General features: G+C 71.7%; 10 protein-coding genes. 3 read left to right on the forward strand and 7 right to left on the reverse strand.

Annotated elements, in window-relative coordinates; genetic code table 11:
- The first annotated feature begins 11 nt into the window (after positions 1–11).
- Genes glgX through treZ form a run of 3 tightly spaced genes read left to right on the forward strand, consistent with a single transcriptional unit; the run spans position 12 to position 6459 of the window.
- Complete coding sequence (gene glgX, locus BIV03_RS12425; protein WP_071295924.1) at positions 12–2249, forward strand: glycogen debranching protein GlgX; 2238 nt, start codon at positions 12–14, stop codon at positions 2247–2249.
- Positions 2246–4708 (forward strand): malto-oligosyltrehalose synthase, encoded by a 2463-nt coding sequence (treY, locus tag BIV03_RS12430; RefSeq protein ID WP_071295925.1) that lies wholly within the window; start codon positions 2246–2248, stop codon positions 4706–4708. Before glgX ends, treY begins: the two co-directional genes overlap by 4 nt.
- Positions 4705–6459: a malto-oligosyltrehalose trehalohydrolase gene (treZ, locus tag BIV03_RS12435; protein ID WP_071295926.1), complete on the forward strand. Its 1755-nt coding sequence runs from the start codon at positions 4705–4707 to the stop codon at positions 6457–6459. The genes treY and treZ overlap by 4 nt, the downstream gene beginning before the upstream one ends.
- Before the next feature lie 370 nt (positions 6460–6829).
- On the opposite strand, the gene BIV03_RS12440 is transcribed toward treZ, so the two are convergent.
- The 7 genes from BIV03_RS12440 to BIV03_RS12470 all read right to left on the reverse strand — a co-directional run bounded on the left by BIV03_RS12440 (position 6830) and on the right by BIV03_RS12470 (position 14557).
- The gene (locus BIV03_RS12440; protein ID WP_071295927.1) at positions 6830–7624 is read right to left on the reverse strand and encodes a polyprenol monophosphomannose synthase; all 795 of its coding nucleotides are present in this window, start codon (positions 7622–7624) and stop codon (positions 6830–6832) included.
- Between the two features lie 45 nt (positions 7625–7669).
- Complete coding sequence (locus BIV03_RS12445) at positions 7670–8299, reverse strand: class F sortase (RefSeq protein ID WP_217637384.1); 630 nt, start codon at positions 8297–8299, stop codon at positions 7670–7672.
- A gap of 149 nt (positions 8300–8448) precedes the next feature.
- The gene (locus BIV03_RS12450; RefSeq protein ID WP_071295929.1) at positions 8449–9600 is read right to left on the reverse strand and encodes a glycosyl hydrolase family 8; all 1152 of its coding nucleotides are present in this window, start codon (positions 9598–9600) and stop codon (positions 8449–8451) included.
- Between the two features lie 94 nt (positions 9601–9694).
- On the reverse strand, positions 9695–10516 hold the full coding sequence (locus tag BIV03_RS12455) for a DUF4397 domain-containing protein (protein ID WP_083403407.1): 822 nt from the start codon (positions 10514–10516) through the stop codon (positions 9695–9697).
- Between the two features lie 53 nt (positions 10517–10569).
- The gene (locus BIV03_RS12460) at positions 10570–12564 is read right to left on the reverse strand and encodes a glycosyltransferase family 39 protein (protein ID WP_071295930.1); all 1995 of its coding nucleotides are present in this window, start codon (positions 12562–12564) and stop codon (positions 10570–10572) included.
- Positions 12561–14063: a glycosyltransferase gene (locus BIV03_RS12465; RefSeq protein WP_071295931.1), complete on the reverse strand. Its 1503-nt coding sequence runs from the start codon at positions 14061–14063 to the stop codon at positions 12561–12563. The genes BIV03_RS12460 and BIV03_RS12465 overlap by 4 nt, the downstream gene beginning before the upstream one ends.
- Positions 14060–14557 carry a GtrA family protein gene (locus BIV03_RS12470; protein WP_071295941.1) on the reverse strand — a complete coding sequence of 166 codons (498 nt, stop codon included), beginning with the start codon at positions 14555–14557 and terminating at the stop codon, positions 14060–14062. Before BIV03_RS12470 ends, BIV03_RS12465 begins: the two co-directional genes overlap by 4 nt.
- Between the last annotated feature and the right edge of the window lie 177 nt (positions 14558–14734).

Consider the following 14734-nt stretch of genomic DNA (forward strand, 5'->3'; position numbering starts at 1 on the left):
TGGAGGACCGTTTGCACACCTGGCCCGGCAACCCGTACCCGCTCGGGGCGACCTACGACGGGAGCGGCACGAACTTCGCCCTCTTCAGCGAGGTCGCCGAACGCGTGGAACTCTGTCTCTTCGACGACGACGGGAACGAACAGCGCATCGACCTCGTCGAGGTCGATGCGTACGTCTGGCACGCCTACCTCCCGAACGTCGGCCCCGGCCAGCAGTACGGCTTCCGGGTGCACGGCGAGTACGCCCCCGAGAAGGGGCTCCGCGCCAACGCGAACAAGCTGCTCCTCGACCCGTACGCCAAGGCGACCAGCGGGGACATCGACTGGGACCAGGCGCTCTTCTCGTACACGTTCGGCGACCCGGACTCGACCGACGACCAGGACTCGGCGCCCCACATGATGAAGGGCGTCGTCATCAACCCGTTCTTCGACTGGCAGGGCGACCGGGCTCCTCGGATCCCCTACGGCGAGACGGTGATCTACGAGGCGCACGTCAAGGGCCTCACCGAGACGCACCCCGACGTGCCCGAGGAACAGCGGGGGACGTACGCGGGGGTCGCGCACCCGGCCGTGATCGCGCACCTGCAGCGGCTCGGCGTCACCACGCTCGAACTCATGCCCGTGCACCAGTTCGTCAACGACTCGACCCTGCAGGACAAGGGGCTGTCGAACTACTGGGGCTACAACACGATCGGGTTCTTCGCGCCGCACTCGCACTACTCGTCCTCGGGCGACCACGGACAGCAGGTGCAGGAGTTCAAGGCGATGGTCCGCGAACTGCACCGTGCCGGCATCGAGGTCGTCCTCGACGTGGTGTACAACCACACGGCCGAGGGGAACCACCTCGGACCGACGCTGTCCTTCCGCGGGATCGACAACGCCGCCTACTACCGCCTCGTCGAGGACGACAAGCGGTACTACATGGACACCACGGGCACGGGCAACTCGCTCAACGTCGGGCACCCGCACTCGCTGCAGCTCATCATGGACTCGCTGCGGTACTGGGTCACCGAGATGCACGTCGACGGCTTCCGCTTCGACCTCGCGGCCGCCCTGGCGCGTGAGTTCTACGAGGTGGACCGGCTGGCGGCGTTCTTCGAACTGGTCCAGCAGGACCCGATCGTGTCCCAGGTGAAGCTCATCGCCGAGCCGTGGGACGTCGGCCCCGGTGGCTACCAGGTCGGCAACTTCCCGCCGCAGTGGTCCGAGTGGAACGGCAAGTACCGCGACACCGTCCGCGACTTCTGGCGGGGAGAGCCCTCCACCCTCGGTGAGTTCGCATCGCGGATCTCCGGCTCGGCCGACCTCTACGAGCACGACGGCCGCACGCCCAAGGCGAGCATCAACTTCATCACGGCGCACGACGGCTTCACGCTGTACGACCTCGTCGCCTACAACGAGAAGCACAACGCGGCCAACGGCGAGGACAACAACGACGGCGAGAGCCACAACCGGTCGTGGAACTCCGGCGCCGAGGGCCCGACCGACGACGAGTCGATCAACGCCCTGCGGCTGCAGCGCCGACGGAACTTCCTCGCGACGCTGCTGCTCAGCCAGGGCGTCCCGATGATCGCCCACGGCGACGAGCTCGGGCGCACGCAGTCCGGCAACAACAACGTGTACGCCCAGGACTCCGCGCTGAGCTGGATCGACTGGGACGCCGCCGACGACGACCTCATCCAGTTCACGGCCGACGTCGTGAAGCTCCGGCACGACCACCCGACGTTCCGCCGCACGCGGTACTTCAACGGGCGTCCGGTCCGCCGCGGGCAGGACGAGCCGCTGCCGGACGTCGTGTGGCTCACGCCCTCCGGCGACGCCATGGAACCCGAGGACTGGGACTCCGGCTTCGGCAAGAGCGTCGGCATGTACCTGAACGGCAACGGGATCCGCGGGCGCGACTCCCGCGGCGAGCGTGTCACCGACGTCGCCTTCATCACGTACTTCAACGCGCACGACGACACCGTGACGTTCACACTGCCCCCCGAGGAGTACTCGCCGGGCTGGACGGTGCGGATCGACACCGCCGAACCGGGTGCGCGTGACGAGGTCCTCGACGCCGGCACGCCGCTCGACGTTCCGGCACGCTCGATGATCGTGCTCCGGGCCGAGCCCGACCACGAGGTCACGGTGACCCCGGTGGACACCGACTCGTCACGACCGGCCACGGCGGCACCGCAGGACGCCGTCACACCGGTGAACCCCGCCGGCGCCACGGCTCCCTCCGCCACGAGCGGCGGCCAGCAGTGACCGCCCGGCGCGTCCCGATCTCGACGTACCGGCTGCAGATCACGCCGGACTTCGACCTGTCGGCCGCACGCGACGTCGTCGACTACGTGCGCGACCTCGGCGCGGACTGGCTCTACCTCTCCCCGGTGCTGCAGGCCGAGCCCGGGTCCCAGCACGGCTACGACGTCGTCGACCACGGCCACGTCGACACCGAGCGGGGCGGTGACGACGCGCTCCGTGCGCTCGCCGACGCCGCGCACGCCGTGGGACTCGGCGTCCTGGTGGACGTCGTGCCGAACCACGTCGGGGTGGCCACGCCCGAGGTGAACCCGTGGTGGTGGTCCCTGCTCGAGCACGGCCAGGGGTCCCCCGTCGCCTGGGCCTTCGACGTCGACTGGGACGCCGGGGACGGCAAGCTCCGCGTCCCGGTGCTCGACGACCGGCTGCTCGACGCGGTCGACCTTCGTGACGGCCGGCTGTACCTGGGCGACACGGCCTACCCGACCGCTCCGGGCACGGTGCACGACGGCGACTCGGTGGCCGACGTCCACGCCCGGCAGCACTACGAGTTCGTGCACTGGAAGCGCGCCGACCACGAGCTGAACTACCGGCGGTTCTTCGCGGTGAACACGCTCGCGGCGATCCGGGTCGAGGAACCCGAGGTCTTCGCGGCATCCCACGGCACGATCGGCGCGTGGTTCCGCGACGGCCTCGTCGACGGACTCCGCATCGACCACCCCGACGGGCTGTACGACCCCGCTGGCTACCTGCAGGACCTCGCGGCGCTCACCGACGGCGCCTACACGCTCGTCGAGAAGATCCTCGAGCCGGGCGAGGAACTCCCCGCGAGCTGGCCGGTCGACGGCACCACCGGCTACGACGCCCTCGGCGTGCTCGACCGGGTGTTCGTCGACCCCGCCGGCGAGGACTCGCTGACCGCGGCGTCCGGGGCCGAACCGACCGACTGGCAACAGCTGACGCACGACACCCGTCGCGGCATCGCGGACGGCATCCTCGGCAGCGAGGTCGAGCGGCTCGCGCGGCTGCTCGGCCCCGGCACCGGCAGCGCCGCGTCCGCACCGCTCCCCCACGAGCGGATCGTCGACGCGGTCGCCGAGATCGTCGCCTCGTTCGACGTGTACCGAACGTACCTGCCCGAGGGCGCGCACCACCTCATCGACGCTCTCGAAGGTGCGGCCTCGGCGCGGCCGGACCTCGACGACGTCATCGACCGGATCGCCCCGGCGCTGGTCGACCCCGCGAACGCCGCCGCGATCCGCCTCCAGCAGACGAGCGGCATGGTGATGGCGAAGGGCGTCGAGGACACCGCGTTCTACCGGACCTCCCGCCTGACGTCCCTGAGCGAGGTCGGCGGCGACCCGAGCGTGTTCTCGGTGTCGGTCCGTGCCTTCCACCAGGCGCAGCGCGACCGGCTCGGCAGCTGGCCGCACACGATGACGACCCTCACGACGCACGACACCAAGCGCAGCGAGGACACCCGCGCGCGCATCGCCGTGCTCGCCGAGCTCGGGCACGAGTGGGCGTCGACGCTCGAACGCCTGCAGTCCCTCGCCCCGCTCGAGGACGCCGTGTTGGCCGACCTGCTCTGGCAGGCGATCGTCGGCGCGCGCCCGGCCAGCCGAGAACGCCTCCACGCCTACGCCGAGAAGGCCTCGCGCGAAGCCGGCGACAGCACCACGTGGACGGCTCCGGACGAGGACTTCGAACGCCGCATGCACGCGCTCGTCGACGCCGCGTTCGACGACCCGGCCGTGGTCGCCGTGCTCGATGCGCTCGACGAACGGATCGACGCCGCCGGGTGGTCGAACGGGCTCGGACAGAAGCTCGTGCAGCTCACCGCACCCGGGGTGCCGGACGTCTACCAGGGCACCGAGTTCTGGGACCGCTCGCTCGTCGACCCGGACAACCGTCGGCCGGTGGACTACACCGAGCGTCGGCACGTCCTGGCCGAACTCGACGGCCCGGACGACGACGGCCCCGAACGGCTCCCCGACGTCGGGCTCGACGGTGCGGCGAAGCTCCTGGTGACGAGTCGTGCGCTCCGTGTGCGGCGCGACCACCCGGAGCTCTTCACCCGGTACCTCGCGCTCGAGGCGACCGGCAGCGCGGCGGACCACGTGATCGCGTTCGACCGTGGGGGCGCGGTCACGATCGCGACGCGCCTGCCGATCGGGCTCGAGCGGGTCGGCGGATGGGGCGACACCCTCGTGCACGCCGTGCCCCAGGACCGCGTGGACCTGCTCACCGGCCGCAGCGTGCCGGCCGGCCGGGGCATCGCTCTCGCCGAACTGCTCACCGACTACCCCGTCGCACTGCTCGTGCCGGCGCACGTGGCCGAGGCGACGGACCACGGCACGGAGACCCACGCCGACAGCGGGGCGCCCGCCGACAGCGGCTCCGGCTCTGCCGGTGAGTCCGACGCGCAGGCCGAGATCGACATCCTGGAGGGTCACGCATGACCGCACCCGACCGCTACGCCGTCTGGGCGCCGACACCGGAGCGCGTGCGCCTCGTGGTCGACGGCACCGAGTACCCGCTGACCCGCGGCACCGACGACTGGTGGACGACCGACGCGATCGTCCCCGTCGTCGGAGCCCGCTACGGCTTCCGCATCGGCGACGACGACGCGGTGCGGCCCGATCCGCGCAGCCGCTTCCAGCCCGAGGGGGTGCACGGCCCGTCCGAGGTCGTCGACCCCGCACGGTTCTCGTGGACGGACGACGCGTGGACCGGGCGTCCGGCACGCGGCGGCGTGATCTACGAGATGCACGTCGGCACCTACACGCCCGAGGGCACGCTCGACGCTGCGGCCGCGAAGCTCGACCACCTCGTCGAGCTCGGCGTGGAGTTCGTCGAGCTCCTGCCCGTCAACGCGGTGAACGGCGAGTGGAACTGGGGCTACGACGGCGTCGGCTGGTTCGCGGTGCACGCCCCGTACGGCGGCCCGGACGCGTACGACCGCTTCGTCGACCGTGCGCACGCACTCGGCCTCGGGGTCATCCAGGACGTCGTGTACAACCACCTCGGGCCGAGCGGCAACTACCTGCCGCTGTACGGGCCGTACCTGCTGCAGGGGCTCGGCAACACCTGGGGCGACTCGGTGAACGTCGAACACCACGAGGTCCGTCGGTACGTGCTCGACAACGTCCGGATGTGGTTCCGCGACCACCACGTCGACGGGCTCCGGCTCGACGCCGTGCACGCCCTGCGGGACACCACCCGCCCGCACGTGCTGCAGGCGATGGCCTCCGAGACGGACGCGTACTCCGCCTTCGTCGGGCGGCCGCTCTCGCTCATCGCGGAGTCCGACCTCAACGACCCGATCATGTTCCGCCCGCAGGAGGCCTCGGGCTACGGCCTCGCCGGGCAGTGGTCGGACGACTTCCACCACGCGGTCCACGTCGCGCTGACGGGTGAGACGAACGGCTACTACGCCGACTTCGCACCGCTCTCGGCGCTGGCGAAGGTCCTCGAGCACGGGTTCTTCCACGACGGCACGTGGTCGTCGTTCCGGGGGAAGCGGCACGGGCGACCGATCGACCGCGGGACCTCGCCGACGACGGCCCTCGTCGTCGCGAACCAGAACCACGACCAGATCGGCAACCGTGCCGCGGGCGACCGTCTCGCGGCGACCGTGAGCGACGAGGGTCTCGTGATCGCCGCGGCCCTGACGCTGCTCGGTCCGTTCACGCCGATGCTCTTCATGGGCGAGGAGTTCGCCGCCTCGACCCCGTGGCAGTTCTTCACGTCGCACCCCGAACCGGAGCTCGGCAAGGCCACGGCCGAGGGTCGCATCAAGGAGTTCGCCGAGCACGGCTGGGACGAGTCGGCCGTGCCGGACCCACAGGACCCGACGACGTTCACGAACTCGAAGCTCGACTGGTCGGACGTCGATTCCGAGCGGGGTGCGGCGATCCTCCGGGCCTACCGCGTGCTCGTCGCCCTACGGCGGACCGACCAGGCCTTCGTCGACCAGCGGTACGAGGCGAACGCCGTGCGCTGCAGCGAGGACCGGCGCTGGCTCGTGCTCACGCGCGGGTTGCTCGGCCCGGACGCCCGGCCGGTGCACGTCGTGGTGAACTTCCTCGACGACGCGGCCGAGGTGCCCGTCCCCGGCGCCACCGGCGAGGAGCTCTACCGCTTCGGCGAGGCCGACGTCGCGACGGACTGCGTCCGCTTCGCGGGGCGGGGTGTCGTCGTCCTGCGCTGACCAGCACGAAGCTGGGCAGCCCGAAGCCGACCAGCGCGAAGCCGACCAGCGCGAACCGAACGGCCCGTGGCGACCCCGCCGCGGGCCGTTCGTCTGCCCGCCCGCACTCCTCGCCGGCCCGCACTCCTCGCGGGGCCTGCCTCGCCCCTCGACGGGCGCCTCCGCGAAAGCGACAGGCACCCGCCATCGCAGTCCGGGGACCTGTCGCTGTGCCGCCACGGACGGCGGACGGATCCGCACGGAGTCGCTTTCGCGCCACGCGGACGCGCCACGCGGACGCGCCACGACCACCGACGCGACGCGACCACAGACGGACTGGAGGCGCGGTGCCAGCCGGCACCGCGCCTCCGGGAAGCCCGTCAGCAGCCCGTCAGGCCGCGTGGTCGGCGACCGCGTGCGCGTTCGCCCGCACCGACGGGAGTCGGCGGTGGTCCTTGACGAGGGACCGGGCCTCACGGATGCGACGGTCGATGCCCCACTTCGTGACGAGCGTGAGGCTCTCGCGGACGATGTTGCCGCTCATCTTCGAGACGCCGAACTCCCGCTCGGTGAACGTGATCGGGGTCTCGACGACGCGCAGACCGGCCTCGAGCGCGCGCCAGCAGAGGTCGACCTGGAAGCAGTAGCCCTTCGAGGCCACGCCGGCGAGGTCGATGCGCTCGAACGCCCGCGAGGTGAACACCCGGAACCCGCCGGTCGCGTCACGCACCGCGATGCCGAGCGCGAGACGCGTGTAGAGGTTGCCGCCGCGCGAGAGGAGTTCGCGGTACCAGGGCCAGTTCTCCACGGCGCCGCCCTTGATCCAGCGCGAGCCGAGGACGAGGTCGTTCGTGTCGGCGAGCTCGATCATCCAGGGCAGGTACTCGGGGTGGTGGGAGCCGTCCGCGTCCATCTCGACGAGCTTGTCGTACCCGTGCTCGAGGCCCCAGGCGAACCCGGCGAGGTACGCACCGCCGAGGCCGTCCTTCACGGTGCGGTGCATCACGTGCACCCGGTCGGTCTCACGCGCGATCTGGTCGGCGATGTCGCCGGTGCCGTCCGGGGAGTTGTCGTCCACGACGAGCACGTGCACGTCGGCGTCGGTGGCCGCCAGGGTGCGCTCGACGATGGGGCGGACGTTCTCCGCCTCGTCGTAGGTCGGGATGATGACCAGTGTCGTGCTCATGGTGCTCCTTGCGCTTGACATCGAAGATATCGGCCGGTCGCTGCGTCAGTCCGACGAGAGGTCTGCGAACACGATCAGATTGTCCGTGTAATGACCTGTGGCCGTGTCGAACGTGCCGTCACACGTGATGAGGCGCAGCTGGGGTGTGGGGGCGGTGCCGTAGACGTCGCTCGTGGGGAACGCCGACTTCGCCGCCCGTTCGGACCGGTCCACCGTGAAGGTGCGGGTGGAGCCGTCGGACATGGCGACGTGGACCTCGTCACCGGGGACCAGTTCGTCGAGCCGGAAGAAGACGGCTGCGGCGGTGGGGCTGTCGACGTGCCCGGCGATGACGGCGGGGCCGACCTCACCCGGGACGATGCCGTCGCTGAACCACCCGGCGCTGTCCCAGTCCTTCGGCGGGTCGAGTTCGCCGGCGGCGCCGCGGTGGAGGTCCTCGAGCGACGAGGACACCCCGATGGCGGGGATGGTCACGCGGACCGGGGTGGCGTCGGACCGTGCGGCGGGGGCTGCCGGGTCCTGGAAGCCGTCGGTCGCGCTCCCGGCCGCGGGTGCCGCAGTGCCCGACGATCCGGCGGTCGGCGAGGCCGACCCGGCCACCGTCGGTCCCCCGGTCCCGTTGGTGGCCGCGACCGCGACGCCGGTGACCCCGCCCACCACGAGCACCCCGGCCACGACGGCCCCGACGAGGACGCCGCGCCGCCGCGGTCCGCGCGCGCCGAGTCTCGGCTCGCCGGACACACCGCGGCCTCCGGCAGCGCGAACTCGTCCGCCCCGCCGAGTCTCGGGCGCGTCCCCGCGCGCACCGGCCCGCCGCCGCCCGCTCACGAGGCACCCCCGGCACGCGTCGCGCACCCGCCGAGCACGTCGGACGTGAGCATCGTCGCGCCGAGCGCCGCCCACGCGTCCCCGTAGTACGTCGGCGTCGTCGCAGCAGTCCGGTCCGCCCGGCGCAGGTCCGTCGCCGCCGCTGCCGACTGCCCGGAGGCCTGCTCCGCCGCGGCCCGCGCCACGTACGCCAGCGCGTTCGTGTCGCCCGTCACGGCCGTGCCGCCGAGGTCGAGCTGTGCGGCCAGCTGCGTCTGCCGCCGGAGCGTCGGCGCGATCGACCCGGCCAGGGACCGGTCCTGCGCGGCGCAGGCCTCGGCGTACCGGAGCGGGAGCCGCATCGCGTCGTACCCGTACAGCACCCGGTCGTCCCCGCCGGTCGCGGGCATCGGGTCGACCGTGCCGTCGGCGTGCACCTGGGACCAGTCACTCGGCAGGTCGGACCCGGCGAGCACGGCCCGCGTGACCGCTCGCGACCCGGAGCCGAGTGCCTCCCAGCGGTCGTCGCCGGTCGCCTTCGCCAGCACGTCGTACGCCGCCGGCGACGCGTACGAGGCGTCGTACCGGTACGGCTCGGAGTCGGCCCACGGCCCGGGCAGCAGGATCGTGCCGAGCTCGGTCGTGGCGGTCTCGTGCTCGAGGATCGCGGACGCCATGGTCTTCCCCGCCGTGGTGTACCGGGGCTCGTCCCACGAGGACCCGGCGAGCACGAGTGCCCTGGCGGCGTCGAGGTCGGCGTCGCTCGCCGACTGCCCGTCGGCGATGCCGTCGTCCGGCGTCCACCGCCACGCGAGCAGGTGGTCGTCGGTGAGCAGGTGTCGCTTCGTCCACGTCCAGATCTCGCCGAAGCGCCGGCGGTCGCCGTTCGCGTAGGCGATCAGGAGTCCGTAGGCCTGCCCCTCGCTGACGGTGTCGCCGCCCTGGTCGGTGCGGACGACGCGGCCGTCCTGCACGTACCGGTCGAGGAAGTCCGTCCGCAGCTGCTCCGGTGAGCGCGCTGCGTCCGGCGCCGCCGAGGACGTCGGGGTCGACGCAGCTCCGGCCTCCGGTTGCGGGGCGCCCCACGGGCGCACCGCGACGAGCGCGATGCCGAGCGCGACGAGCACCGCGGCTGCGGCGGTCACGGGGATCCAGGTCCTGCGGGTCATGCGGCCTGCCTTCCTGACTGGGTGCGGTGGTGGGCCTGGAGGCGCGGATCACGCGGGCGGATCCGCTGGGGTGATCCGCGCCTCCGGCCAGGCGTCAGCGGAACAGCGAGCGGAGCGTCGCGATCAGCTCGTGGGTGGCCTGCTCGACCGGGTCGGCGGCCGCGCCGCCACCACCGGTCTGCACCCCGCCGGACGGCGTGGACGCCGTGGCTGCCGCGTCCGTGACGGGTACGACCGTGAGGTCGCCCTTGCTGTCGTCGAGCACGAACAGCGTCGAGACGGTGTTGCCCGCGAGGTCGACCTTCGCCGTGCCCCGCTGCCCGCTGCCCGAGACGTCGAGCGTCCACTTGCCGGCGTCGACGGTGGCGTACTTCGTGGCGGTGCCGAACGCGGCGTCCTCGGCGACGGCGGTCCCCTCGGAGGTGCTCACGTCGACCGACTTCGCGGTGGTCGCGGCCTGCACGAGGCGGAGCTTCGCCTTGCCGTCGCCGGGCTGCTGGAGGTCGTCGGTGAACGCGGTCGTCTTGAGCCCCGAGTTCTTGCCGTAGGCGACGACGGTGCTCGCGTCGCCCTTGTCGACCGTGACGTCGGTGGAGATCACCGGGGTCGAGTCGGGGGCGTCGGCGGCGCGCATCGACAGGACGTAGGTGCCGACCGGGAGCTCCTGGTACGGGCTGACCTGGCCGTAGGTGACGTCGTCGAGCTCGAAGACCGTCTTGCCGCCGGCCAGGCTCGACAGCTCGACGTCGACGCCCTTCGTGTCCGGGGAGAGGTGGCCGACGCGGAGCCAGCCCTGGTCGCTCGAGGCGGCGGCGGGTGTGGCGGCGGTCGCTGCTTGCGGCGCGAGGCCGACGGCTGCGGCGACGAGGCTCGTGGCGAGGGCGCCGACGAGGAGGGTGCGACGAGGTGCGGGCATGGTGGTGCTCCTTCTGGTCGTGGTTCGGGTCTGGTGCGTGGGTGCGACGGCGGTCACGAGGCGCTCGTCGCGGTCGTGGTCGGGTCGGCGGGGGCGTAGACGACGGTCAGGCGCGACCCGTCCCGCTCGACCGAGTCGGGTCGGAACCCGCTGGCCATGGCGTCGAGGGTGGCCTCGACGCGGGACGCCTCGGCGTTCCCCGGGGCATGCAGGACGACCCGGCGGAAGGGCTGCCCGGTCTCGCCGGACACCGGCGTGAACCGGTCGACCTCGACGAACCCGTCGGCGAGGACCTGCCCGAGCGCGATCATCGCCCGCGAGTCCACCTGCCCGGCGCGGAACTGCGACTTGGTGCCCTCGTCGGCGAAGAGCGCCGGGTTCGAGGCGAGCTCGGTCCCCATCGTCTTCCGGAGGTCGGTCGCGCGGGTGATGGCGGCCTCGGCGGCCGTCGACCCTTCGGCGTGGATGCGTCGGACGTCGACCCGCTGGTTGCCGGTGCCGAACGCGGCGACGGTCGTCGAGTTCTCGATCGCCTGGCGGATGTCCGACGACGAGTTCCCGCCGGTGCGCATGGAGTCCGTCGTGACGACGTAGTCCGAGTCCTTCCAGCCGTTCGGCGACTGGCGTTCGACCGCGGCGTCGGTGTCGAGCTTGTAGTACCAGATGACGTTGTTCCGGGCGAAGCCGTCCTGCACGAGGTCGACCCACATGGCGTCGTCCACGAGCAGCCGCGAGGACTTCGGGACGTTGTCGCCGACCCACTGCTCGGCCTGCTGCATCGGCAGGTCGAGGTTGCCGAGCACGAACCCGCGCAGCTGCGTCCCCCAGAGCGGGAGTGCGACGAGGAGCGCCGCGGACGTCACGACCGCCCACGTGGTGCCGAGGCCCCGGCGGACGACGGCCCGCGCATCGGTCCCCGAGGTTCCGCGCAGGCGGCCGAGCACGGTGAGGACGGCACGTTCGGCGGTGTAGGCGACGAGGAGCGCGGCGAACGGGATGAGCATGATCACGTACGGCACGGGCAGGTACCCGTTCGGGCGGAACATCATGAGCAGCAGGAACACGAGCATCGCCGCGATCGGGCGCACCCGGCGGAGGAACAGCCCGACGAACGCTGCGGCCGAGCCGAGCACGATGAACACCGGGTCGAGTGCCCACCACTGCGCGGCGGCCTCGTTCGCGAGGCTCCCCGCGTCGAACACCGATCCGCTGGCCGCCCGGGAACCGAGCTGGTAGGTGATGCCCTCGAAGAGGCTGACCCGACCGGTGCCGGGCAGGAGCTCGCCCTTCACCGCGGCGAGCAGCAGGTAGCCGCCACCGATCACGGCGAGCACGGCCCCGGCGACGCTGAGCGTGTACCGGCGGGTGCTCCGGTCGGCCCGGCGCACCGCGATCCAGATGAGGAACGGCAGGGCGAGCAGGTACGTCTCCTTCGAGAGCACCGCGATGCCGAGGCACGCAGCGGCACCCGCGAAGCCGGCGAGCTGCTGGCGACGGCTGAGCACGAGGACGAACGCGGCGAGGAGCCACGGCGTCGCGACGTTGTCGATGTAGACCGTGCGGTGGTACTGCAGGGCCAGGGGCGACAGGGCGAACACGAGGCCCGCGACCGCCGCGGTGGCACGGCCGGCGCCGAGTCGGCGGGCGAGGACGAACAGCAGGATGCTCGACACGGCGGCGAAGAACACCATCGCCTCGCGCCCGGCCTCGACGGCGAACGGGTAGCGCGCGAACGCCCCGGTCAGCGAGGTGTACCCGGCGATCTGGATCCAGCCCAGCGGCGGGTGGTCGTACCAGTACGTGTAGTGGGTGATCTCGCCGAGGTGCGTGATCGCCCAGGCCTGGGCGGTGTACGTGCCCTCGTCGTCGATCCGCTGGGGCGTGCCGGACATGTTCCACGACTGCACGACGACCGTCACGGCGAGGACGGGGAGGAGCCAGCCGAGGCTCGCGGCGTGCCGGCGGAACCAGGCGCCGACGCCGGAGCGCTGGCGGGCGACGGCTCCTCGGATCGGGATGCCGGTGGTGTCGGTGATGCTGGCGGTCATCGGGTCCCTCCGGTGGTCGACGCGACGAGTTCACGGTCGTCCGAGCGGTCGTCCGCCCGATCGGTGGTCACGGCGTTCGCGAAGCCGACGACCTCGGCCGACTGCCCGGCCGTGCGGTGCTGCCCGGTGTGCTCGGTCTTCTCCCACCCGTTCTGCCCCTTGGCGTGCCGGACCACGGCCCGGACCGCCGCTGCGGCGAGGAAGATCTGGTACGGCACGAGGCCGAGCACGAGCTTCACGTAGTCGCGGATCCGGACCTTCTCCTTGTAGAGCCGACCGAACTCGTTGAGGCCGACGACCTCGACGGCGAGCAGCATGAGCGTCGGGGCGACGGGGACGAACGACACGAGGGCGATCGCCGTCGGCACCTTGACGAACAGGATCATCAGGACGCTGAGCGGGATGAGCAGCCCGGTGGCCGCCTGGATGAACGGCATCGTCAGCATGTAGCGGGCGAAGAACCGCTGGCGGAACGACGGGAGCTTCTTCCACTCCCCCTTGCCGAGCACCTGCAGGAAGCCCTGGTTCCACCGGGTCCGCTGCTTGAGCAGGGAGGCGAAGGTGGGCGGGGTCTCCTCGCGGGTGACGGCTTCGGGGCTGTAGGCGACGACGACCTTGGCGCCGTCGGCGGACAGTCGGACGCCGAGCTCGCAGTCCTCGGCGAGGCAGTGCGCGTCCCAGCCGTTCGACCAGTCCAGGCGTTCCTTCGTCACGAAGACGGTGTTGCCGCCGAGCGGGATGAACTTCGACCCGGCGTGGAAGTGCAGGCGCGAGCGGAACCAGAAGTAGTACTCGAGCACGTTCCGGAGCGACCACCAGCTCGACTTGAAGTTCATCAGCTGCACGCCGCCCTGCACGACGTCGGCGTCGGTCTCCTGGAAGCGCGAGTCGACCAGGGAGAGCAGCCGCGGGTAGACCTCGTCCTCCGCGTCGAACACGCCGACGATGTCGCCCGTCGCGTACTGGAGCGCGAGGTTCATCGCCTTCGGCTTGTTCTTCGGCGCGGTGTCGTCGACGACCACCTTGATGAGTTCGGGGTGCCGGGCCGCGGCGGCACGCACGACGGCGTCCGTCTCGGGGTCGTCCTCGCCGACGATCGCGATGATCTCGAAGTCCGGGTGGTCCTGCTTCGCGAGCATGTCGAGCGTCTCCCCCATGACGTCCTGCTCGTGGCGGCCGGGGACAAGCAGCGTGAACCGGTGCGCCGCCGGGCGCGGGGTCTGGCTGAAGCTCGTCGACTTGAGCGCGTCGCGCGAGCGCCAGGCGTGCAGCATCCACCACAGCGTGGTGAGCGCGATGATCGTGAGCAGCACGGAGATCGCGATGAGGGCCGAGTACCCGACCCACTCGCCGACCGACCAGGCGGCCTGCGGGAGCTGCCCCGAGCCTCCTGTCGGGACGTCGGTCGTGCCGCGGTTCGGGACGCTCGACGGAGCCGTCCCCTCGTTCGGCTGGAGCAGCGGCCCTGCGGCCGTCCACAGCGTGGCGGAGATGGTCATTCGGCGAGCTCCTTCGCGTGAGCGTCGGTGGAACGGAAGACGAGGGCCTTGTACGCGGCGAACCGGAACGCGGTGCCGAGCACGAGACCCACCCCGTTGCCGGCGACGTTGTCGGCGAGGGTGGAGGTGAAACCGAGGACGTAGTGCGAGACGAAGAGGCACGCGGCGGCGATGCCGAGACCGATGAGGTTGGTGACGGCGAAGAGGAGCCCCTCGCGGAGGGTCTCGCGGCGGCCGGTCTGCCGCTCGGCCCGGAAGGTGATGAACCGGTTGCCGATCCAGGCCACGGCCGTGGAGACGACGGCGGAGACGATCTTGGCGGCGATGGGCCCGTCGGGCATCACGGTCGCGCGGAGGAGGTTGTAGACGCCGAGGTCGATGACGAAGCAGACGGCGCCGATGCTGCCGAAGGAGACGAGTTGCCGCGCGAGCACCACCAGGCGCGCGACGGCCGCGCGCGGAGGGACGGGTACCGCGCCGGTTGCGGATGGCACCACAACGGGGGTATCGGTTCGGGTCATGCCCCCGATTCGGGGGGCTTCGCGAGGCGGTTTGGGTGGGGTACAGACTTACGGATGGGTCTGCCAGTTTCGCGACACCCGCTGTTCACATGCGGGTCGCGGTGGACGCGCCCCCACGACGGACTGGAGGCGCGGTGCCAGCTGGCACCG

The sequence above is a fragment of the Curtobacterium sp. MCBA15_016 genome (assembly GCF_001865105.1).
GTDB lineage: Bacteria > Actinomycetota > Actinomycetes > Actinomycetales > Microbacteriaceae > Curtobacterium.

Bases quoted from the DNA above. Each gene is read 5' to 3' on its own strand.
- treZ (WP_071295926.1), top strand. From the start codon at position 4,705: ATGACCGCACCCGACCGCTACGCCGTCTGGGCGCCGACACCGGAGCGC.
- BIV03_RS12440 (WP_071295927.1), bottom strand. From the start codon at position 7,624: ATGAGCACGACACTGGTCATCATCCCGACCTACGACGAGGCGGAGAAC.
- BIV03_RS12450 (WP_071295929.1), bottom strand. From the start codon at position 9,600: ATGACCCGCAGGACCTGGATCCCCGTGACCGCCGCAGCCGCGGTGCTC.
- BIV03_RS12455 (WP_083403407.1), bottom strand. From the start codon at position 10,516: ATGCCCGCACCTCGTCGCACCCTCCTCGTCGGCGCCCTCGCCACGAGC.
- BIV03_RS12460 (WP_071295930.1), bottom strand. From the start codon at position 12,564: ATGACCGCCAGCATCACCGACACCACCGGCATCCCGATCCGAGGAGCC.
- BIV03_RS12465 (WP_071295931.1), bottom strand. From the start codon at position 14,063: ATGACCATCTCCGCCACGCTGTGGACGGCCGCAGGGCCGCTGCTCCAG.